This window comes from Allobosea sp. GW821-FHT12C12 (assembly GCF_058807355.1).
Window position 1 is genome coordinate 348 of sequence record NZ_JBXAQP010000022.1, and the last position, 20,401, is coordinate 20,748.

Annotated in this window: 11 protein-coding genes and 1 CRISPR repeat array; all 11 genes read right to left on the bottom strand. The window is 66.4% G+C overall.

The window, feature by feature from the left end; all coding sequences use genetic code 11:
• Positions 1-42 precede the first annotated feature (42 nt).
• Positions 43-3,977: a CRISPR direct-repeat array (repeat unit 36 nt; unit sequence GTTGCCGCTGGACCGCGATCTCTGAACTGCTATTCT).
• A 73-nt stretch (positions 3,978-4,050) separates the two neighbouring features.
• Positions 4,051-4,389: a CRISPR-associated endonuclease Cas2 gene (gene cas2 / locus AC1RRW_RS21300; RefSeq protein ID WP_492903588.1), complete on the bottom strand. Its 339-nt coding sequence runs from the start codon at positions 4,387-4,389 to the stop codon at positions 4,051-4,053.
• Positions 4,386-5,354, bottom strand: a complete 969-nt coding sequence (cas1, locus tag AC1RRW_RS21305) for a type II CRISPR-associated endonuclease Cas1 (RefSeq protein ID WP_492903590.1) — start codon at positions 5,352-5,354, stop codon at positions 4,386-4,388. Before cas1 ends, cas2 begins: the two co-directional genes overlap by 4 nt.
• Positions 5,355-5,356: 2 nt before the next feature.
• Positions 5,357-8,704: a type II CRISPR RNA-guided endonuclease Cas9 gene (gene cas9, locus AC1RRW_RS21310; protein ID WP_492903592.1), complete on the bottom strand. Its 3,348-nt coding sequence runs from the start codon at positions 8,702-8,704 to the stop codon at positions 5,357-5,359.
• Positions 8,705-9,271: 567 nt separating this feature from the next.
• Positions 9,272-10,567, bottom strand: coding sequence for a M23 family metallopeptidase (locus AC1RRW_RS21315; protein WP_492903594.1), 1,296 nt, complete (start codon positions 10,565-10,567; stop codon positions 9,272-9,274).
• A 44-nt stretch (positions 10,568-10,611) separates the two neighbouring features.
• Positions 10,612-11,511 carry a peptidoglycan-binding domain-containing protein gene (locus tag AC1RRW_RS21320; RefSeq protein WP_492903596.1) on the bottom strand — a complete coding sequence of 300 codons (900 nt, stop codon included), beginning with the start codon at positions 11,509-11,511 and terminating at the stop codon, positions 10,612-10,614.
• A 69-nt stretch (positions 11,512-11,580) separates the two neighbouring features.
• The gene (tssH, locus tag AC1RRW_RS21325) at positions 11,581-14,313 is read right to left on the bottom strand and encodes a type VI secretion system ATPase TssH (protein WP_492903598.1); all 2,733 of its coding nucleotides are present in this window, start codon (positions 14,311-14,313) and stop codon (positions 11,581-11,583) included.
• A gap of 72 nt (positions 14,314-14,385) precedes the next feature.
• Positions 14,386-15,489 carry a type VI secretion system baseplate subunit TssG gene (gene tssG, locus AC1RRW_RS21330; RefSeq protein ID WP_492903599.1) on the bottom strand — a complete coding sequence of 368 codons (1,104 nt, stop codon included), beginning with the start codon at positions 15,487-15,489 and terminating at the stop codon, positions 14,386-14,388.
• Positions 15,486-17,447, bottom strand: a complete 1,962-nt coding sequence (gene tssF, locus AC1RRW_RS21335; protein WP_492903601.1) for a type VI secretion system baseplate subunit TssF — start codon at positions 17,445-17,447, stop codon at positions 15,486-15,488. The genes tssG and tssF overlap by 4 nt, the downstream gene beginning before the upstream one ends.
• Positions 17,448-17,451: 4 nt before the next feature.
• Positions 17,452-18,000: a type VI secretion system baseplate subunit TssE gene (locus tag AC1RRW_RS21340; RefSeq protein WP_492903603.1), complete on the bottom strand. Its 549-nt coding sequence runs from the start codon at positions 17,998-18,000 to the stop codon at positions 17,452-17,454.
• A 122-nt stretch (positions 18,001-18,122) separates the two neighbouring features.
• On the bottom strand, positions 18,123-18,605 hold the full coding sequence (locus tag AC1RRW_RS21345; RefSeq protein WP_492903605.1) for an Hcp family type VI secretion system effector: 483 nt from the start codon (positions 18,603-18,605) through the stop codon (positions 18,123-18,125).
• Positions 18,606-18,885: 280 nt separating this feature from the next.
• Positions 18,886-20,391 carry a type VI secretion system contractile sheath large subunit gene (gene tssC, locus AC1RRW_RS21350; RefSeq protein ID WP_492903607.1) on the bottom strand — a complete coding sequence of 502 codons (1,506 nt, stop codon included), beginning with the start codon at positions 20,389-20,391 and terminating at the stop codon, positions 18,886-18,888.
• Positions 20,392-20,401: the final 10 nt, after the last annotated feature.

Sequence of the window (20,401 nt, forward strand, 5' to 3'; positions counted from 1 at the left end):
ACTGCTATTCTTACAGCCGGCCGCTGCGTGATCATGATCGGGGTTGCCGCTGGACCGCGATCTCTGAACTGCTATTCTCCCGGACACGAGTTCGCGCGCGCCGGTGTCGTTGCCGCTGGACCGCGATCTCTGAACTGCTATTCTTACAGCCGGCCGCTGCGTGATCATGATCGGGGTTGCCGCTGGACCGCGATCTCTGAACTGCTATTCTTTTGCGGGGGGGTCGCGCGGTGGTTCGAGGAGTTGCCGCTGGACCGCGATCTCTGAACTGCTATTCTCGCCTTCGACGAGCAGCACACGGACGGCGAGTTGCCGCTGGACCGCGATCTCTGAACTGCTATTCTCCGCAGCAAGATCAGCGCCAAGCTCTATGAGTTGCCGCTGGACCGCGATCTCTGAACTGCTATTCTAACCGTCTCCAGCAAGAGCCGCAGCGAGCGGTTGCCGCTGGACCGCGATCTCTGAACTGCTATTCTCGTGAACAGGCGCTCCCGTCGGCGCGTGCCGTTGCCGCTGGACCGCGATCTCTGAACTGCTATTCTTCCGAGATTTACGCCAACGATAGTCGGGTGGTTGCCGCTGGACCGCGATCTCTGAACTGCTATTCTAAAGACCCGAAGCTCCTCGGCAGCGTAGTCGTTGCCGCTGGACCGCGATCTCTGAACTGCTATTCTGTTGCCGACAAGCATATTATCCCACGCATCGTTGCCGCTGGACCGCGATCTCTGAACTGCTATTCTATATGTCGATTGGGGGCCGCTGACGCCGGAGTTGCCGCTGGACCGCGATCTCTGAACTGCTATTCTCGGTCCGGCCGAGCCGTTCGCCTTCGTTCAGTTGCCGCTGGACCGCGATCTCTGAACTGCTATTCTGCTCATGGCGGGCGTTAGCGAGGGCGGGCAGTTGCCGCTGGACCGCGATCTCTGAACTGCTATTCTCGCCGGATCGAACTCCAGCAGGACTGCATAGTTGCCGCTGGACCGCGATCTCTGAACTGCTATTCTCTCTCCGCATTCGAGGCAGATGCGCGGTCTGTTGCCGCTGGACCGCGATCTCTGAACTGCTATTCTGTTCGGCGACGGCTTTGGCCGCCGCCTCGAGTTGCCGCTGGACCGCGATCTCTGAACTGCTATTCTATCGTCGCCCGGCAAGCCGTGGCCAACACGGTTGCCGCTGGACCGCGATCTCTGAACTGCTATTCTTGCCCGGTCCTGCGCTGGCATGGCGGGAAATGTTGCCGCTGGACCGCGATCTCTGAACTGCTATTCTTCGGCCTCCAGCCGCGCCGCAACGCGCGCCGTTGCCGCTGGACCGCGATCTCTGAACTGCTATTCTCGGCGCTCATGTCCGGAATCAGCCGCACGCGTTGCCGCTGGACCGCGATCTCTGAACTGCTATTCTGATGCGCCGGTCGTCGACTTCAGCTCCGACGTTGCCGCTGGACCGCGATCTCTGAACTGCTATTCTGGTTGTCCGCGACGCACCGCTGCACTATCGGTTGCCGCTGGACCGCGATCTCTGAACTGCTATTCTACAATTCAACGCGGCGCTTGGCGGATCAGCGTTGCCGCTGGACCGCGATCTCTGAACTGCTATTCTACCGCCCGTCATCACCCGGCCGTAGATCAGGTTGCCGCTGGACCGCGATCTCTGAACTGCTATTCTGCCGACCATGATCGCGATTGACATGAGAGAGTTGCCGCTGGACCGCGATCTCTGAACTGCTATTCTCAGCGTCAGATACATCCCGTCGCCGGCGCGGTTGCCGCTGGACCGCGATCTCTGAACTGCTATTCTATGCGCAGGTTGTTCGCGAGACGGCTGAGCGTTGCCGCTGGACCGCGATCTCTGAACTGCTATTCTAGAACGCGGCCGAGCACTGGACGCGGCCGGTTGCCGCTGGACCGCGATCTCTGAACTGCTATTCTACTCCATTTCCATGCGCCAGCAGATTTACCGTTGCCGCTGGACCGCGATCTCTGAACTGCTATTCTGCCTGATTGAATGCAGGAACCGTGATGCGCGTTGCCGCTGGACCGCGATCTCTGAACTGCTATTCTTTTCGCGTTTCGCCCGTCAACGGCGACAACAGTTGCCGCTGGACCGCGATCTCTGAACTGCTATTCTTGAACGATCGGCGCGATCGCAAGACTGTCGGTTGCCGCTGGACCGCGATCTCTGAACTGCTATTCTATTTGAATACCAGTTGCAATTGCAGCCGGCGTTGCCGCTGGACCGCGATCTCTGAACTGCTATTCTTTCGCTGAGACCTGCAGCGTTTTCGTTTTGCGTTGCCGCTGGACCGCGATCTCTGAACTGCTATTCTACAGGACCGAACCGATCCGAGAACTCGAACGTTGCCGCTGGACCGCGATCTCTGAACTGCTATTCTCCGGCTCGACGAGGCGCGCCACATCTTCACGTTGCCGCTGGACCGCGATCTCTGAACTGCTATTCTATACAGAGGTGCCGCTCGAATGGTTTGCCGGTTGCCGCTGGACCGCGATCTCTGAACTGCTATTCTCGTCGCCTATGACCTGCGGGGCCGGGAGGGGTTGCCGCTGGACCGCGATCTCTGAACTGCTATTCTACAGGACCGAACCGATCCGAGAACTCGAACGTTGCCGCTGGACCGCGATCTCTGAACTGCTATTCTCCGGCTCGACGAGGCGCGCCACATCTTCACGTTGCCGCTGGACCGCGATCTCTGAACTGCTATTCTATACAGAGGTGCCGCTCGAATGGTTTGCCGGTTGCCGCTGGACCGCGATCTCTGAACTGCTATTCTCGTCGCCTATGACCTGCGGGGCCGGGAGGGGTTGCCGCTGGACCGCGATCTCTGAACTGCTATTCTGACCGCGCAAATTGGCAAACATGAATTACGGTTGCCGCTGGACCGCGATCTCTGAACTGCTATTCTGCAGTCTTTTTCCAGCGTAACACAGTTTCCGTTGCCGCTGGACCGCGATCTCTGAACTGCTATTCTTATGTGTTGAAGGCTGACAAAGCAACGCTCAGTTGCCGCTGGACCGCGATCTCTGAACTGCTATTCTAACCGTGATGCGCTGGCCGGTATCGCTCATGTTGCCGCTGGACCGCGATCTCTGAACTGCTATTCTGCACGACCCGCGCACCCGCGCTGCCCACGCGTTGCCGCTGGACCGCGATCTCTGAACTGCTATTCTTGATGGTTTCCTGGTAAATCTGTTGGCGCAGTTGCCGCTGGACCGCGATCTCTGAACTGCTATTCTGGAGAAGGGCATCGCCATGATCGGCAAGTGGTTGCCGCTGGACCGCGATCTCTGAACTGCTATTCTATTGCGGTCAACCGTCCCGGCCGCGTTACGGTTGCCGCTGGACCGCGATCTCTGAACTGCTATTCTGCGTAATCCGCTGAATTGGATCACCATCGGGTTGCCGCTGGACCGCGATCTCTGAACTGCTATTCTCCGGCGCTGCGACGACGCAGGCCAGCATCCGTTGCCGCTGGACCGCGATCTCTGAACTGCTATTCTCAGGAGCGGTAATGTAGTGTTCTTTGTAGTGTTGCCGCTGGACCGCGATCTCTGAACTGCTATTCTCCACGTTCATCGCGCTCTGGCCGGTATCGAGTTGCCGCTGGACCGCGATCTCTGAACTGCTATTCTCCGTCACCCGGCGCTCATAAGCCTGGAGATGTTGCCGCTGGACCGCGATCTCTGAACTGCTATTCTCCTCGAACCGGAGCTGCGCACGCTGGAGATGTTGCCGCTGGACCGCGATCTCTGAACTGCTATTCTCCCCATCCAGGCCGCGACAGCCTTCGCCGAGTTGCCGCTGGACCGCGATCTCTGAACTGCTATTCTGCCGGGGACCATGTAGCCCAAGAGATCAGAGTTGCCGCTGGACCGCGATCTCTGAACTGCTATTCTTTCGGTGGGCTTGGTGGTCATGTCACCCTCGTTGCCGCTGGACCGCGATCTCTGAACTGCTATTCTCGACCTGCTCTCATCCTCTTGAAAACATGAGGGATAAGGGCAGTCGGGGGTAGCGGTTTTCGTATCGGGTCGTTCAAAAAAGAGCCAGCTGATCCGGATTTTTGCGGCGCTGTCGGCGGCGTTGGCCGGAAAACCTGACGATATTCTCATATTGCCGGTCCGTGAATGTCAGGATGTGGACGTCGCCGCGCTGGGGCAAGTTGGACTCGATCCGGCGCATATAGGCATCGAACTGCTCCTTGCCGTTGCAGAAGCGGGCATAAACGGAAAACTGGCTCTTCTCGAAGCCTTCGTCGAGCAGATATTCGCGGAACTTCGTCGCGGCCCGGCTCTCCGCCTTGCTCGTCACCGGCAGATCGAACATCACGAATATCCACATCAGTCTGTAGCCGCTGAGCTGGGTGGCGGTCATGGTTGCCGCGGTATCTGGTCCATTGGCGTTTCCGATATCGCTTGGGTCAGCGGCAGACCCAGTCCGGCCAGCTCGATGGCGCTCGGCGGAACGGGCAAGAGCAGGGCCGATGCCTCTCCCGTCTCGAAGGCGCGCGCGAGTGATTGCGCCAGCCTCTGCGCCGCCATGGCCACCGTCGTGACGCCGTCCGGGCCAGGCAGGTCGAGGGCGATCAGCCCCGCGAAGGCGCGTTTCGTCGCCGGATCGACATCGCTTTGGCCTCGCTCCGAAAGCTTCAGGGCCAGAAGGTCGACCAGCGGCCGGAACGGCTCGACGAGATCGTCGGCGAGCGCGAAGGCGTTGCCGCGATTGGCGTGGTGGATGCCGATCGAGGGGTGGAGCCCGGCGGCCACGATCGCCCGCGCCGCCAGCGAGCGCATGACCGTGTAGCCGTAGTTGAGCAGGCCGTTGATGTCCGGCGCCTCGCGATCACGCCGGAAGCCCGCTCCCATGAGCAGCGGCCAGTAGCGGCGGGCGGCCTGGGCCTCGACATTGTCGGGATCGCCGGAGCGGACGCGCCGGAGCAGCATGTCGAGCGCGGCGCGCTCGCGCCCGGTCGCTTCCAGAACGGCGGCCTGCCAGCGAATCTTGCTGGCGACGACGCGGCTCCAGAGCTGCTTGGCGAGCGGCCGCCCCGCCTCCCATTGCGCGCGCATCCGTGCATTCTGGCCGTGATGTCCGTCGAGCGGCAGGAAGACGCCGACCGGCGCGTGGTTCGGACCACAGAGAACCAGCGGCGCGCCGCGTTCGGCCAGCGCCACGGCCAGGCTGGTGCTCCAGGTCACGCCATGGGCATGGACGATGACGGCGGCGACATCGTCCAGCGGGACGCGACCCACCTCCTGCTTCTGCTCGCTGACGACCATGAAGCCGCGATGCGCCGCGAGATGGCGGCCGTCGGTCGCGATGTCGACGACGCGCTCCATGTTCAGTCTCCGCTGCCGGGAGGCTTTCCGGTTCGCGGCTTGCGCGCCGGGAAGCCGGGATCGAGCACCCGGCCGAGTTCGTCGATGCGGACCTGGCGCGCCCTCCAGCGCTGGAGCGAGCTGGCCGAGCCGTAGACGTAGCGGAAGGGATCGTCCTTGTCGGCGTCGCGACCCTTGAGGCTGCCGGCCTCCTGCGGCGGCGCCAGAACGAGCGCCCCGGCAGAAAATTTGACGACGCACATCAACTCGCGGCCATTCCCGCGCTCGATCGCGACGACGTCGTTCTGCCGCAGCGAAAGCACCTTGCGGGCGGTCGGATTGGCGGCCCGCAGCGGCGAGGCCCAGTCGCGCCGGTGCGCCTCGAACATCGAGACGACCTCGTCCTTCCATTTGCCGGTCTTCAGCTCCCACATGTCGAAGCGATGGTTCGAATCGCCCTTGTAGGCCTTGAAGACGCGGCCATCGCGGTCCCTGATCGGGATGACCGAAAGCGGCTCGACGACGCGGATGCGGCGGATGCCGGGAAAGGAGCGCGGTCCGAGGTCCGGGTGTCCGAAGGTTCGCATCGCCTGCTCGAAGGCCGGGCCCTCCTTGCCGGCGGTCCAGTCCTTGAGCTTCGCCCTGAGATCCTCGTCGCGAATCGCTTTGAGGTTGGCCGCCTTCTTGAAACTGGACAGCGTCTTGCGCGTGACGACGATGTCGAGCCCGCGCGAATCCTTCTCGCCGGTGAGCCCGTAGGCGGTCTCGTTGTGCAGACGGGCGGCGGTGGCGTCCCTCTGCCGCGAGAGACCCGCCTTGCTCGCGGTGCCGTGGTCCGGCCGGTGGCTGACGGTGACGGCGCGCACGACGCGGCCGACCTCGTCGGAGAAGCCGTCCCACGGCGCGGGGATGTCGGCGGCGACGCGACCCGCTTCCTCATGGCCGTGGCGGCCGGCCTCGCGGGAGATGCGGTTCAGCATGCCACGGTCGGTGACGGCGACGACGATGGCGTCGATGGCGTGGTGACGATGATCCTTGCGGTTCTTCGGCTGGCTGCCCTGGCCGACGAGGTTGTGATCGGGCAGATGGTGGTTGAGGGACCAGGCCCGCCGCAGCATCTCAGTCAGCCGCCCGGGCGAGACCCAGACATGGCTCGAGCCTTCGCCCCGCTCCGGATAGAGCGCCGACAGATATTCGCGCGCCAGGCGCGACAGATGCTGGGTGTCGGCGAGGTGGCGGGCGAGGAAGCCGCCCTGGGCGTCGAAACGGTGTATGGCGTCGGGCTCGAAGCGCCAGCGCTTCTCCTTCGGCAGCCGCGCCGCGCGCGCGGCGATGGCGTCCCAATCCGCATCGGGGCCGAAATGGGCACGCAGGTCGAGACGTGCCTCCCAGGGCGTGCGCTTCCTCTTGATCCGGTTGACCTCGCGTAGGCAGAGGATGCGATTGCCGCCGGAATCGTCCAGGGTCGCGCTGAAGGGCAGGATGTGATCGACCTCGACGGCATCGGAGAACAACATGGCGGCCGAAATCTGCATGCCCGAGTAGACGCAGCGGCGGTCGAGCACGTTGTCGCGGTTCAGTTCCTCCCAGAGCTTGAGCAGCGCCCGGTTGCCGCCCTTGTCCGCCTGCCCGAGTTCGCGGAGCTTCTTCGAGCGTTTCTCGGCGGCCTCCCGGTTCTCGCGATTCCTCGTGTTGATCTCGCGCTTGCGCTCGTCGTCGAGCTTGAGCTCGCGGGCGAGCTCGATCGCGATCTCCACCGGCGGGCCATGGCGACGGATCAGCGCGTTGAGGACGCGGCGAAGCTGGTTGAGGCCGATATGCACGGTCGGATTGGTCAGCCGGCCGATGCGCAGCGCCTCGTCGGTCTCGGCGGGGTCGGCGGTGCCGGGCAGGATGTGCCGATCCAGGATCTTGCCGTAATAGGGCAGGGCGGCCCGGCCTTTCTCGTCCTGCCAGACCTCGCCGCTCCGCCGGTCGGAATGATGGCCAAGCTCCGGGCGCCGGGCGACGGCCTCGCTGTAGACGATGACTTCCTTCTCGAGCTCGGCGATCAGCGCCTTCGTCGCCGTCTCGCCGAAGCGGCCGTAACCGTCCGGCAGATGAGCGCCGACCACGGCCTGCGCCTGCTCGCGCGACAACCCGTGCCGCTCGCGCAGCCATGCCGTGAAATCCGCGACCTGCTCGTCGCTCTCGAGCGTCCGGAGCCGTTCGATCACCTGCCATTGCGTCGCGGCGCTGGCCCCCAGCCAGGTCTTTCCGAAACGTTTCGCATGCGACATCTCGGCTGCGACCTCGTCGCCCTTCATGTCCTTGCGGTTCTCGCTCTCCTTGTTGAAGCGGGCGTCCGGGTCGAGCTTCAGCTTCTTGCGCAGGGAGGCGTAGGCGACGGTCTTCTTGCCCGCCAGAAGCGACAGCAACGCGTCGCGTTCCGGCTTCTCCAGAGGCTTTGCCTGAGCGCCGGGCAGGACGATCCTGAGCGCGTTGAGCTCTTCCAGCAGGCGCCGGCGCTGGAACAGCGGGTGCGCCTTGGGCAGGCGCGGCTCGGGCGGCAGCAGCGTGCAATAGCCGATCGTCGGCTCCTTCAGCGGCCGCTGGTGGAAGATGATCTCGTGGAACTGCTCTTTCCGCTCGGGCGTCAACGCGTCGGGGTGATGCAGCGCCTGCGCATCCCAGATCGCCTCGAACTCATCCTCGAGCATCTGACGGTCGGGATAGAAGTCGTAGACATCCGCCGCCTTGCCGTCCTCCCCGGAGACGGTGACGATGCGGGTGCGGACATGCGGGACGGCGTTGGCGCTCTTCGCTTCGGCGCGGCGCATGTGCAGGAACTGCCCCAGCGTCTCGGCGCCGGCGTCCCGCATCCGCTCGTGCAGCCTTGCGACGCCGACCCTGATCTTGCCGCTGTCGTCGTCGTTCCTGCCGCGATCGGTCTTGCGGTTGGACTTGAAGCCGCGGCGCTGGTTGAGGTGGAAGAGCGCGCGGCCGAGATGGTGCAGCGGCAGCGTCCCGTCGAGCGCCGCCGCGCGCAGCGCGTAGGGGTCGAGCCCGGCGAGCGCCTCGCGCTCCTCTTGGCCGGATGGAAAGAAGCCGGCGAGCGTCAGGTATTTGAGCAGCGCCGCCTGGCGCTGCCGGAAACGGTCGCGGCGGCGGCGCATGGCGCGCGCATCGCGCCGCGCGCCGGCGAGGGAGGCTCCCGATTTCGGCTCGCGCCCGTCGGAAAAGATGCGCGAGCCGGCGGCGACGATACGCTTCGGGCTCCAGGCGCCGTCGACGAGAACGACCTCGATGACGGCCCAGCCCAGTGACTTCGGGCCGAGATCGCCCCCAAAACGCCAGTGTATCAGCTCGGCCCCCTGCCCATGCTTCATCATCGGTTGGCGGCATGCAACCTGTAGATGCAGCCGCCGCTCAATGACGCTAGGGCATGCAAAAGACGAAAGTCAATATCATGTTTGATATGCATAGGAACCAATTTGCTGCGGTGCGCCAATTCTGCGATACGGGCCGCTACGGCGGTTGAGACAGGTACCGATATGCATGTTGCCGCTGGACCGGCGATCTCTGAAACGGTGCTTGACCGCGGTCGCCGAGCCGCTATTCTGACCGCTCAGAGATCGCGGGTCTGGCTGTTAACAAGCAGTCATGTCTGCACCAGATAAGGGCGGCGCTCCGGCGTCGCCTTTTTTCGTCGTGCGTCTCGCTGCTCCGCCTCCCGTGGCATCGCAGCGCGCGCGCAGGCGAAACGATGCCCGGACGGAGAGAGCCGGCCCCCTTCAGGTCGAAAGGGAGCCTGCAGGCCAATGGCGGCGTCAAGGCCCGGCCCGCGCCGCGGCGGCTCGCTCAACTGGCGGTGACGGCATCGCGCCGACCTGGCGGTGGTGACCGATGTCGACGCCGTGATCGCCGCGACCGGCGGCTGAGGCGCGAGAGAACGAGATTCAGGGGCTCCGGCGCGACAGCCGCTGGCCGGCCTGTATGAATCGCAACGGATCGAGCGGCTGCTCGGCCAGCCTTGTCTCGTAGTGGAGATGCGGTCCGGTCGAGCGGCCCGTCGATCCGACCCGGCCGATGATCGCCCCAAAGGGCACGATGTCGCCTTGCTTGACCTCGATTGCGCTGAGATGGGCATGGCGCGTCGTCAGCCCGTTGCCGTGGTCGAGTTCGACGAGATTGCCGTAGCTGCCCGCCATTTCGGCGCGCAGCACCTTCCCGGTGCCGGCGGCATAGACGGGCGTCCCGGTCTCGCCGCGAAAATCCATGCCTGCATGCATCGCGGTCGCGCCCGTGAACGGATCCGCGCGCGGGCCGAAATTGCTCGTCGTGCTGTCGTCGCCGTCGAGGGGTCGGCGCAGCGGCACGAGCGCTGCGAGTTCGCGCCAGCGCCCGAACTGCGTCTGGGCCGATCCGAGCTGCAGCACCGCATGCTCGAAGCTGCCGGGCCGAAACGCGGCCGAGACCGGAATGAACGGCCCGCCCGTGTCCGACCGCGCAGGCGGCAGCTTGAGCTTGGCGACGTCCAGGCCGATCTCCGCCAAGGCCGACTGCACCTCCTGCACGCGCGCGACATATCGCGCTCCGATCAGCGAGATCTGACGGCTCTGCAAGGCCGCGACCCGGTCGAGCGAGGCACTGAGCGCAGCGAATCGCTCCGGCCTCGACAGCGCGTCGGACGCGCGCAGCAGGGTCGCGGCCTGGCCGCGCTGGCGCGCGACGGCCGCGGGATCGAAGCCGTCGAAGATGCTCGACGGCGCGAGCTGCGTGACGCGGCCAGGTGTCGAGCCTTGCGCGCCGCGAGCCGGCGCCAGGGGTTCGACGGCCGGCGCCGTCAGCGCGCCAAGCAACGTCTGGCGCGCCTCCAGCTCGACCTGACGCGAGATCAGGTCGGCGAGCGCGTCGTCCGGCGCCGCTTCGCCACCGCCGCTCTGGGGCATGCGCCGGGTGGTGACGGCGGCGAGCAGCCGACGCGTCCAGGCGCGCTCGCGCTCGGTGTAGGTTGCCTGCAGCAGCTCCTGCTCCTGTTTGAGCGACGCGACGATCGCCCGCTGCTCGATGAGCCACCAGGTCGCCAGCCCGCCCCAGCCAAGGCCGGCCAGAGCCGCCAGCGCGAGCACGGGCACGAGCCAGCCGCGGCGCGGCGGCTTGCGGCGACGCGGGGCGACCTCCCGCTCGGACCCGGCGGCTGGAGCCTCGGGCTGGCGCTCGCCAAGGCGCGACTTGAGGCGAACCGGCCGCATTATCGCAATCTCTCCGCTTTGCCAGACGCCGATGGCCGCCGCGACTATATCGGATGAACGAATTTGGACGCAAAGATCCGGTCGAGCTGCTTGACGGTCAGATGGGCAGGCTTGCCGATGCAGACCGGCGCGTTGCACATCAGGTTCGCGTCGTCGTCGGTGTGCACCGGAGCGAAGCTCGACCCGAGCAGGACATGGCAGACCTCATGCGCCATCGTGGTCTTGTCGATGGCCGTGGCGGCGATCATCACGGCCGGACGATCGGGCGCATGGCCGGCGCAGCCCTGCAGGGTGATGTTCTTGCCCTTCGTGGTCTTGCCCGTCCTGATCACCGTCGCGAAATAGACCGTGATGTCGTGGGGGCCGACGCCCTGCTTGCTGCCGGAGTTCTGCAGGAGCCGCTGCTCGTCCGAGACCTGGTCCCATTTGCAGGCGCCGTCGATGATCTCCAGCGTCAGCGTCTCGTCCGGGCTGAGACCGATGCTCTGGCCGGACAGGACATCGATCCTGATGAAGTACTGCGCGAAAACCTCCTCCATCACCGCGAGCTGGGTGAATTCGGGCACGGTCGGGTTGTCGATCGAGCGCATGTGGATGTTGAGCTTGTGCGTCTTCTTGGCCGGCGGCAGCGGCTGGGCCGGCGGACCCGCCGTCGGCAGCATCTCGTCGAGCTTGGCCAGGATTTCGGGGCCGATGACGCCGTCTCGCGTCAGCCCCGTCTGGGCCTGGAACTGCCAGATCCGGCTTTCGGTCTCGCCGCCGAAGATGCCGTCCGGCGCGCCCTTCTTGGCGGTGATGTTCATGACGAAGCCGAGGTCGATGAAGGCTTTCTGCACGGCCGCGACGTGAGGCCCTTGCGACCCTCGCCGGATGGCGTTGCCCATGCTCGCGGCCGCCTGCTGCAGCCGCTGGTTCGCGGCAAAACGAGGTGATTTCAGTGCCATTGCTCGACCTCCCGTCAACGTTCTCCGATCGGCTTCCCGTCCTGTTATCCCGCCGGCCCCCGGCTCTTCTCAGGCGCAGTGATAGACGAAGCGCCCGTCCTCGACAGCGACCGAGGCCTCGGTCAGTTCCTTCTTGTCGAGCTGCAGGTTGAGGATCTGGCGCGAGAGCGCCGGCAGCATCGCGTTGGTGATGATGTTGTCGATCATGCGCCCGCCCGAATCCGGATCGGCGCATTGCGCCACGATCCGCTGGACGACGGCGTCGCCATAGCGGAAGTCGGCGTTGTGGTTGTCGCGCAGGCGCTTGCCGATGCGGCCGAGCTGCAGCCTGACGATGCCGCCGAGCATGTCGGGCGAGAGCGGATAATAGGGAATGACCACGAGCCGGCCGATCAGCGCCGGCGGGAACACCTTGAGCAGCGCCGGCCTGAGCGCCGCCGCCAGCTCTTCGGGATCGGGCCGGTGCGCTTCATCGCCGGCCATCCGCATGATCTCGTCTGTGCCGACATTGGAGGTCAGGATGATCAGCGTGTTCTTGAAGTCGATGCGCCGGCCGGTGCCGTCCTCCATCACGCCCTTGTCGAAGACTTGGAAGAAGAGCTCGTGGACGTCGGGGTGCGCCTTCTCGATCTCGTCGAGCAGAACGACCGAATAGGGCTTGCGCCGCACGGCTTCCGTCAATCGGCCGCCCTCGCCATAGCCGACATAGCCGGGAGGCGCGCCCTTCAGGGTCGAGACCGTGTGCGCCTCCTGGAACTCGCTCATATTGATGGTGATGACGTTCTGCTCGCCGCCATAGAGCGATTCCGCCAGCGCCAGCGCCGTCTCGGTCTTGCCGACGCCGGAAGGGCCGCACAGCATGAAGACGCCGATCGGCTTGTTCGGATTGTCGAGCTTGGCGCGGCTCGTCTCGATGCGCTTGGTGATCATCGAGATGCCGTGGCCCTGGCCGACGACGCGCCTGTTCAGCGTCTCGGCGAGGTTGAGCACGTTCTCGATCTCGTCCTTGACCATCCGGCCGACCGGGATGCCGGTCCAGTCCGAGACCACCGATGCGACGGACTGCTCGTCGACATGGGCGTAGATCATCCGCCGCGACGGATCGATGGCGCCGAGCGCGGCGAATTTTTCGCCAAGGCTCGCCCGCGCCGCTTCGGAATCGGAGGCCTCGACCGGGGCGGGCTCCGGCGCGGGCTCTCCGGCCTCCGCGCTTTCCCCCGCTCCCGTCTCCGCCGCCGGCGCGGCGGCGCCCGCGCCGGCCGGTTTTCCGGCGAGCTTGGCGCGCAGCGCGGTGATCTCGGCGACGATGGCGCGCTCGCTCTCCCAGGCGGCGTCGAGCGCCGCGAGCTTGTCCTGCATCTGCGCGACCTCGGCGTCGATCTCGCCGACGCGCTTGGCCGTCTCGCTGCCGAGGTCGCGATCCGAGAGCAGCGCCGCCTTCTCCTGTTCCAGCGCGGAAATGCCGACGCGCGCATCCTCGATCGCGGCCGGCGTCGCGCTCTGGCTGATCGCGACGCGGGCGCAGGCCGTGTCGAGCAGGCTGACCGCCTTGTCGGGCAACTGCCGGGCCGGGATGTAGCGGCTGGAAAGCTGGACGGCGGCGACGATCGCGGCGTCCGAGATGCGGACCTTGTGGTGCTTCTCCATCGGCGCGATCAGGCCGCGCAGCATGGTGCAGCAGCGGGCGACGTCGGGCTCGTCGACATTGACCGGCTGGAAGCGCCGCGTCAGCGCCGGGTCCTTCTCGAAATACTGGCGGTATTCCGACCAGGTCGTCGCCGCGATGGTGCGCAGCGTGCCGCGCGCCAGTGCGGGCTTGAGCAGGTTGGCGGCGTCGCCGGTGCCGGCGGCCCCGCCCGCGCCGATCAGCGTATGCGCCTCGTCGATGAACAGGATCACCGGCGTCGGCGAGGATTGGACCTCGTCGATCACGGCGCGCAGGCGCTGCTCGAACTCGCCCTTCATCGAGGCGCCGGCCTGCATCAGCCCGATGTCGAGCGCGCAGACGCGCACGCCCTTGAGCGGCGGCGGCACATCGCCCGAGGCGACGCGCTGGGCGAAGCCCTCGGCGATCGCGGTCTTGCCGACGCCGGCCTCGCCGGTGAGGATCGGGTTGTTCTGGCGGCGGCGCATCAGCACGTCGATGACCTGGCGGATCTCCTCGTCGCGACCGAGGATCGGGTCCATCTTGCCCTCGGAGGCGCGGGCGGTGAGGTCCTGCGAGAAGCGGTCGAGCGCGGTGGTGCCCTTCGCCCCTTCGGCGGCTTCCGCGCCCGGCGTGCCGGCGGCGCGCAGGCCCGAGCCGTCCATCGGGCGCAGGTTCTCCTCTTCGGATTCCTGCCAGATCTTGGCATGGCCGGCCGCGAGTTCGTCGACCGGGATCTTGGCGAACTCCTTCGAGATGCCGGCCAGCGCCCGGCGCAGCTCGAGCGATTTCAGCGCGGCGACGAGGACGTGGCCGGTCCTGATCTGCGTCTCGCCGAAGAACAGCGTCGCGTAATGCCAGCCGCGGTCGAGCAGGTCGACGACGTTGTTGGCGACGCCCGGCATCTCGGTCTCGTTCTTGCGGAAACCGTCGATAACCGCGCCGATATCGGTCGCGAGCCGGGCCATGTCGAGGCCGTATTGGCGCGCCGTCAGGCCGAGATCGGTCGAGGGGCGCTGCAGGATCTGCGCGAGCCAGTGCGCCAGCTCGACATTGCGGTTGCCCGCCCCCTTGGCTTGCCGCAGCGCCATGATGAACGCCTCGTAGCCGATGCGGTTGAGTTTGCCGGTGACGGCTTCGAGGCTGATATCGGCCATGGACTGTCCCCTTGATCAGACTTGGAGCAGCGCCCGTCCGACCGGGAACGACCGGACGGACGAGGCACCGGATCACTTGTTCGAACGTGCTCTTTTCGGGGCGGCTGCGGCCGCCGGTCCGGAGTTGGCGCGGGCTCGGGCGTCGCGCTTCTGGCGCAGGCGCTCGGCCGGGTGAAACCGGGCGTCGCGCCTGTGCGCGCCTTCCCCGACGCTCCAGTTCGGCGCCATCCAGCTCGTCCAGCCGAGATGGCCCGAGCGGCCGAGGCTGACGGGCTCGACCTCGCCGACCGGCAAGGCGAGCTCGACATCCCACTCGAACTGGTCGCCGAGATGGAAGAACACCGCGTCGGCCAGCATCTCGCAACGGTCGCCGCTCGGCAGCAGGCGGCGGAACTCGGCCATGTCGCGGGCGACGATGCAGACGCGGAACTTGTCCTCGACGCTGTGGACGCCGGCCCCGACCAGCGCGTCGCGGCCGAGACTGCAATGGCCTGCCCCGATGCGCGTGCGATCGGCGGGATCGAAGACGAGGCGCATGCCGACGAACTGCTCGATCTCGACATCGGCCTTGAGCAGGCCGGCCAGGAAGCCGCGCAGCCGCGAGGCCGATTTCGCCTGGGCCCCGAGCAACCCGGCATGGGACAGCTTCTCCGGCTCCGGCACCGCGTCGAGCCCGTGATAGGGCGGCGAACCGACGCCGATGGCGCTGCCGACATAGGCCGCGAAACGGTCGGCCTCCGGCCGATCATGCTGTGCGACCGGGCGCGAATCCGCCCAAGCCCGGAAGAACAACTGCAGGAAGCGATGGTTCAGGATGTCGAGGAAGCGGGGAAAGGCCTCGTCATGGGCGAGCTGCCAGTGCAGCGTCTCCTCGGTGGTCGAGAGCGGCAGCGCGCCCTGCGGGCCGAGCAGGCCGAGGAACCTGACGAACAGGCGCAGGCGCCCCTGCGCATCGGTGTCGGCCGCACCGATCGTCGAGGGCGGGAACTCCATATAGGCGGGCTCGCCGAGCGCGACATAGTCGTCGCGCCGCGCCGCCGCGTCGCCGATGCGCGGCTTGTCGGGGAAGCTGCGCTCGACGCGCCGCAAGACCGCGAGGACGTCGTGACGCCAGGGTTCGGCCTCGAGCGCGGCGCGATAGGCGCTTTTCGCCGCGTTGTCGGACGCGGCGCTCACAGGATTCGCCTGCCGCCGGCGCGGGGCGGCCAGCGCGCGATCTCGCCGCGCTCCACGGTCCGGATCACCGTCTGGGTGAAATGGTTCATCGCGGCATACTCCGCGAAGAAGCGGTCGAGCACCGCGCCGAGCAGGAAGGCGCCGCTGCCCTCGAAGGCCTTTTCGTCCAGCGTCACCGTGATTTCGAGCCCGCGCGCCGCGCCGGTGCCGGCCCGCTGCGGGAACCGGCGCACGACCGGGTGGCTGTCGACGCTCTTGATGCCGCGGATGCGGCGCTCGACGGCGCTGTCGGAAAGATCGGCGAAGAGCGAGAGCAGCTCGCGCAGCGCCTCGCCGTTGCGGCCCGCGCCGCGCTGGACGAGGCCGAGCTGGTTGAGGCTGAGCAGGTTGATCAGCCGCCAGGTGACGACGCCGGTGCCTGCGGTCTCCGAGCGCAGCCTGAGCTGCGCGACGATCGGCTCGCGCGGCGGCGTCGGCCCCGCGACGCAGGCGATGTCGAGCGCGGTCGAATCGAGCAGGCGGAAATCCGCGCCGCCCGCCCCGATCGGCAGATGCTCGGTGAGATGGCGGTTCGAGCACAGGGCACGCACGCTCAGCTCCGACACGGACGCGCCCGCGCCGATCGTCGCCGGCTCGTAGAGCGAGACGAACATCTCGGTGCCGGTATAGTCCGAGGCCCTGCCCTGCCGGCGTTCGGCGGAGGAGCGCCGGCGCGGCAGGCGGCGCTGGGTGTAGAGCAGGCCGTGCGTCGGCGAGGCTCCGTCGGGCGAGGAATAGAGCGGGTGCACCGGCTGCTTCTCGCGGCCGCCGACATAATGGGCGTAGACATCGAGGATGCTGTGCGGCTCGTAGTCGAGCGGACGGCCCCGGTCCGGCACGACCTGATATTCGTGCTCGTTGCTGCGGACCGGGATGCGATCCGTGGTCTTCTCGAAGAGGTTGACCGCCGGCGCGGCGTAGAGCGCGAACATCTCGCGCTTCACGGCCGCCGCGAGGCGGGTATTGGTCTCGTCGAAGACGACGACCAGCTCGACCGCCTTCGCCTCCAGCTTCGGCATCACGTTCGCCAGCCCCTCGATCCGGAAGCCGAGGAACTTGCGCGGGAACCAGAACAGCTCGCGCAGCAGGTCGAAGCCGCGGAAGACGCGGGTATCCGGCGGAAGCAGCGCATCGGCCTCGGTAAACCCGATCTGCTCGAGCCGGACCTCCGGCGCTGCCGTGACCACGGGATCACCGAAGGCGTCGAGGTGGCGGAAATAGATGCCGACGCAGTCGCCGAACATCTGTTCGTAGAGCGCGATCGCATCCGCCTCCGCGCCGGTGAAATGGACGGTGAGATCGCGGCATTTGCAGCCGGCGAACCAGCTCGTGGGCTGGCGCGCCGCCTCCGTCGTATCCGACTCGTCCTCGGCCTTGGCCATGATGCGATGGCGCAGCGAGAGCCTCAGACCCGAAAGCGCCCGCGCGTCGATCGGCAGGCCGAGCGCCTGCAAGCCGGCGGGCGCCGCGATGTAGTCCGCCGCCGTCAGCTCGAACGGCCAGAGCGTGACGTCGGAGGTCAGGCGATAGCGGCAGGCGACGCGGCGGTCGCGTTCGAGATAGGTCGCGTCGAGATAGGCGCCGCGGCGGATGCGCATGCCTTCGCGCAGAGCGGGATCGGGATAGGGCGGCCGGATGCTGGCGAGCAAAGCGGACGGCGTCGGCGCGAGGAAATTCGGCAGCAGTTGTTCGATATAATTGTTGGTGAATTCCGGGAACTCGTGCTTGAGCTTGAGCTGCACGCGCGCGGCGAGAAAGGCCGCGCCTTCGAGCAGGCCGCCGATCATCGGGTCCATGCGGTCGCCGACGAGGCCGCCGAGACGCTCGGCGATGCCCGGGAACTCCTCCGCGAACTCCTTGGTGTGTTCGGTGAAATGGCTCAGTTCGCGATTGTAGAGGTCGAGAAACTCCTGGTTCATCGGTTCACCGGCTCCTGATCGCGATCTTGCCGGTGTCGAGCTCGACATCGGCGACGAACTGGATCGGCGTGTTCACGGGCTCGCAGTTCAGATCGGCCCGGACGACGAAGCGCAGCTTGAGCTCGGCGCTGTCGATGGTCTCGTCGCGCGAGACGGCGATCGATTCGCGCAGGAGCCGGGGCTCGAAGGCCATCAGCGTATCCGCGAGTTCGCCCTTGATCGCGCCGACGCGAAACTCGTCGATGGTGCGATGAGCGATGTCGGGGAAACCATGGTTCAGGATCGAGCGGGCGACATGCTCGTGCCCGCTCAGATCGAGCGAGGAGGCGAGGTTGACGGTGTTGACCAGCGCATCGAGATCGATCGCGATCTCCTGCCGCAATTTCTGTTCGGTGATCGCGGCGCGCGGCGCGGCGCGGCGGCCGGCGATGACGCGTTCGCCGCCGGCGTCGCGCAGATCGAGCGAGGCCCGCGCGTCCTTTTCGCGATGTGCGTCGCGGAAGGCGAACATCAGCGGAGGGCGGAGGCGACTGCGCGCTTTCGGGTCCATCATCGGCAACTCCGGTCAGCGCGATCTCCGCCGCCGGGCGAAGGAGGTCCCCGGCCCGGTCGACCCGGGCCGGCGATGAGGCCGCCGCTGACTGGCCGCAGCCTCATGTCGAGCCAGACGCCGCGTCAGGGCTTGTTGGTCTTGAGGTTCCAGGTGCCGGTACAGGCCCCGCCCAGCGAGCCGTCGGGCTTCTGCGGCTTATACTCGAACTTGATCTCGGTGTAGTTCAGCGAGAACTGGTCGGTCGGCAGCGCGCCGCCGGAGGCCGTGTCGCCGGACTGATAGGCCGAGATCAGCAGATCCTTGAGCGTGATGACGTAGTAGTCCTCCTGCTTGCCGCCCTGCTTGCGGACGTAGAGCACCGCCTTGTCGATGTGCTTGCCCTGGGCGCAGGACATCATCAGCACCGGCGAGGACTTGTTCACCGTGGTGGTGAAATGGATGTCCTGGAAGGACACCTTGCCGGCGCCGCCGCCGCCGCCGGTCGCGTGCGCGCCCATGTTGGAGCAGCCCCAGGAGAAGGATTCGATCTCGATCGTCTCATTGTGCTTGGAGTCGCTGCTCTCGCCCTTGATGCCTGTGATCTCGAGTAGAAAATCGCTTGCCATGCCGGTCTCCCTCCTGTGACGGGCTTAGCGCTTTTTGCGCCCGTGCCCGTTGCCCCTGCCTGTCCGCGAGGATTTTCACGCGGCCGCCGCCGGACCCGCGGGCCCGTCGGACGATCACCTGGCGACGCATCGGCCGGACATCTCCGTCGCGTCAAACCCGACTGCCATCCAAGCCCATGAACCGGGGGGCTGTTCCCTGCGGAACCTCGCTGGCGCGACGTTCGTCCGCTTCATGCGCGCTGACCGGCGGCGGCGGAGGCCGACGCCGGCTCGACCGCGATCAGGTCTTGGGCGCCGGCAGGCGCGAGACCAGACTGAGGCCGATATCCATGCCCTCGAGCTGAAAATGCGGCCGCAGATAGAACTTGGCCGAGTAGTAGCCGGGGTTCTCCTCGTCCTCGAAGACGTCGATGCGCGCATCCGCCAGAGGACGACGCGCCTTGGTCTCCTCGCTCGAATTGAGCGGGTCGCCGTCGACATATTCGGTGATCCATTCCTGCAGCCAGCGCCGCAGCGGCTCGCGCTCCTTGTAGGAGCCGACCTTGTCGCGGACCATGCACTTCAGGTAGTGCGCGAAGCGCGAGACCGCGAACATGTAGGGCAGGCGCGACGAGAGGTTGTCGGACGCCGTCGCGGCGACGCCGTCGGGCCCGAAAAAGGCTTTCGGCTTGTAGAGCGACTGGGCGCCGATGAAGGCGGCCTTGTCGGTGTTCTTGCGGTGGATCAGCGGGATCAGTCCCGATTTCGCCAGCTCGGCCTCGCGGCGGTCGCTGATCGCGATCTCGGTCGGGCATTTCAGGTCGACGCCGCCGTCATCGGTCGGGAAGGTGTGCGTCGGCAGGTTGAGCACCTCGCCGCCGGACTGGACGCCGCGGATGCGCGTGCACCAGCCATACTCCTTGAAGGCGCGATTGATGTTCACGGCCATGGCGTAGGACGCGTTCATCCAGGCGTATTTCTCGCCCCTGTGGCCGTCGGTGTCCTCCTCGAAGGCGAACTCCTCGACCGGCTCCGACTTCGCGCCATAGGGCACGCGCGACAGCACGCGCGGCAGGCACAGGCCGACATAACGCGAATCGGCCGCATCGCGCAGGCCCTTCCAGGCGGCGTAGTCCGGCGTATCGAAGACCTTGCCGAGATCGCGCGGGTTGGACAGCTCGGTCCAGGCGTCCATGCCCATCAGATTCGGGTCGGCGCCGGCGAAGAACGGCGCGTGCGCGGCGGCGGCGACCTTCGACAGGTCACGCAGCAACTGGACGTCGTTGGGCGTGTGGCTGAAATAATAGTCGCCGACGAGCGCGCCGAAGGGCTGGCCGCCGAGCTGGCCGAATTCCTGCTCGTAGATCTGCTTGAAGAGCGGGCTCTGGTCCCAGCGCGCGCCCGGATAGGTCTTGAGGTTGCGCGAGAGCTCCGTCTTCGAGACGTTCATCACCTTGATCTTCAACTGGGCATCGGTCTCGGAGTTGAAGATCAGGTAGTGCAGGCCGCGCCAGGCGCTTTCGATCTTCTGGAATTCGGGCGCGTGCAGCACCTCGTTCATCTGCTCGGTGAGCTTGGCGTCGAGCCGTGCGATCATCTCCTCGATCGTGTCGAGCACGTCGTTCTTGATCAGGGTCGAGTCGGAGAGCGCCTGTTCGACCAGCGTCGCGACCGCGTTCTCGACCTCGGTCGCGGCGCGCTCGGTCTTGGGCTTGAAGCTCTGCTTGAGGATCGAGGCGAACTCGTCGGCCTCGCGGGTTTCGACGGCCGCTCCCGCGGCCTGCCCGGTTTGCGTTTCCGCTGCCATTGCCGCCTCG

Bases quoted from the DNA above. Each gene is read 5' to 3' on its own strand.
- AC1RRW_RS21340 (WP_492903603.1), bottom strand. From the start codon at position 18,000: ATGATGGACCCGAAAGCGCGCAGTCGCCTCCGCCCTCCGCTGATGTTC.
- AC1RRW_RS21320 (WP_492903596.1), bottom strand. From the start codon at position 11,511: ATGGCACTGAAATCACCTCGTTTTGCCGCGAACCAGCGGCTGCAGCAG.
- tssC (WP_492903607.1), bottom strand. From the start codon at position 20,391: ATGGCAGCGGAAACGCAAACCGGGCAGGCCGCGGGAGCGGCCGTCGAA.
- tssF (WP_492903601.1), bottom strand. From the start codon at position 17,447: ATGAACCAGGAGTTTCTCGACCTCTACAATCGCGAACTGAGCCATTTC.
- cas2 (WP_492903588.1), bottom strand. From the start codon at position 4,389: ATGACCGCCACCCAGCTCAGCGGCTACAGACTGATGTGGATATTCGTG.
- cas1 (WP_492903590.1), bottom strand. From the start codon at position 5,354: ATGGAGCGCGTCGTCGACATCGCGACCGACGGCCGCCATCTCGCGGCG.
- cas9 (WP_492903592.1), bottom strand. From the start codon at position 8,704: ATGATGAAGCATGGGCAGGGGGCCGAGCTGATACACTGGCGTTTTGGG.
- AC1RRW_RS21315 (WP_492903594.1), bottom strand. From the start codon at position 10,567: ATGCGGCCGGTTCGCCTCAAGTCGCGCCTTGGCGAGCGCCAGCCCGAG.
- AC1RRW_RS21345 (WP_492903605.1), bottom strand. From the start codon at position 18,605: ATGGCAAGCGATTTTCTACTCGAGATCACAGGCATCAAGGGCGAGAGC.
- tssH (WP_492903598.1), bottom strand. From the start codon at position 14,313: ATGGCCGATATCAGCCTCGAAGCCGTCACCGGCAAACTCAACCGCATC.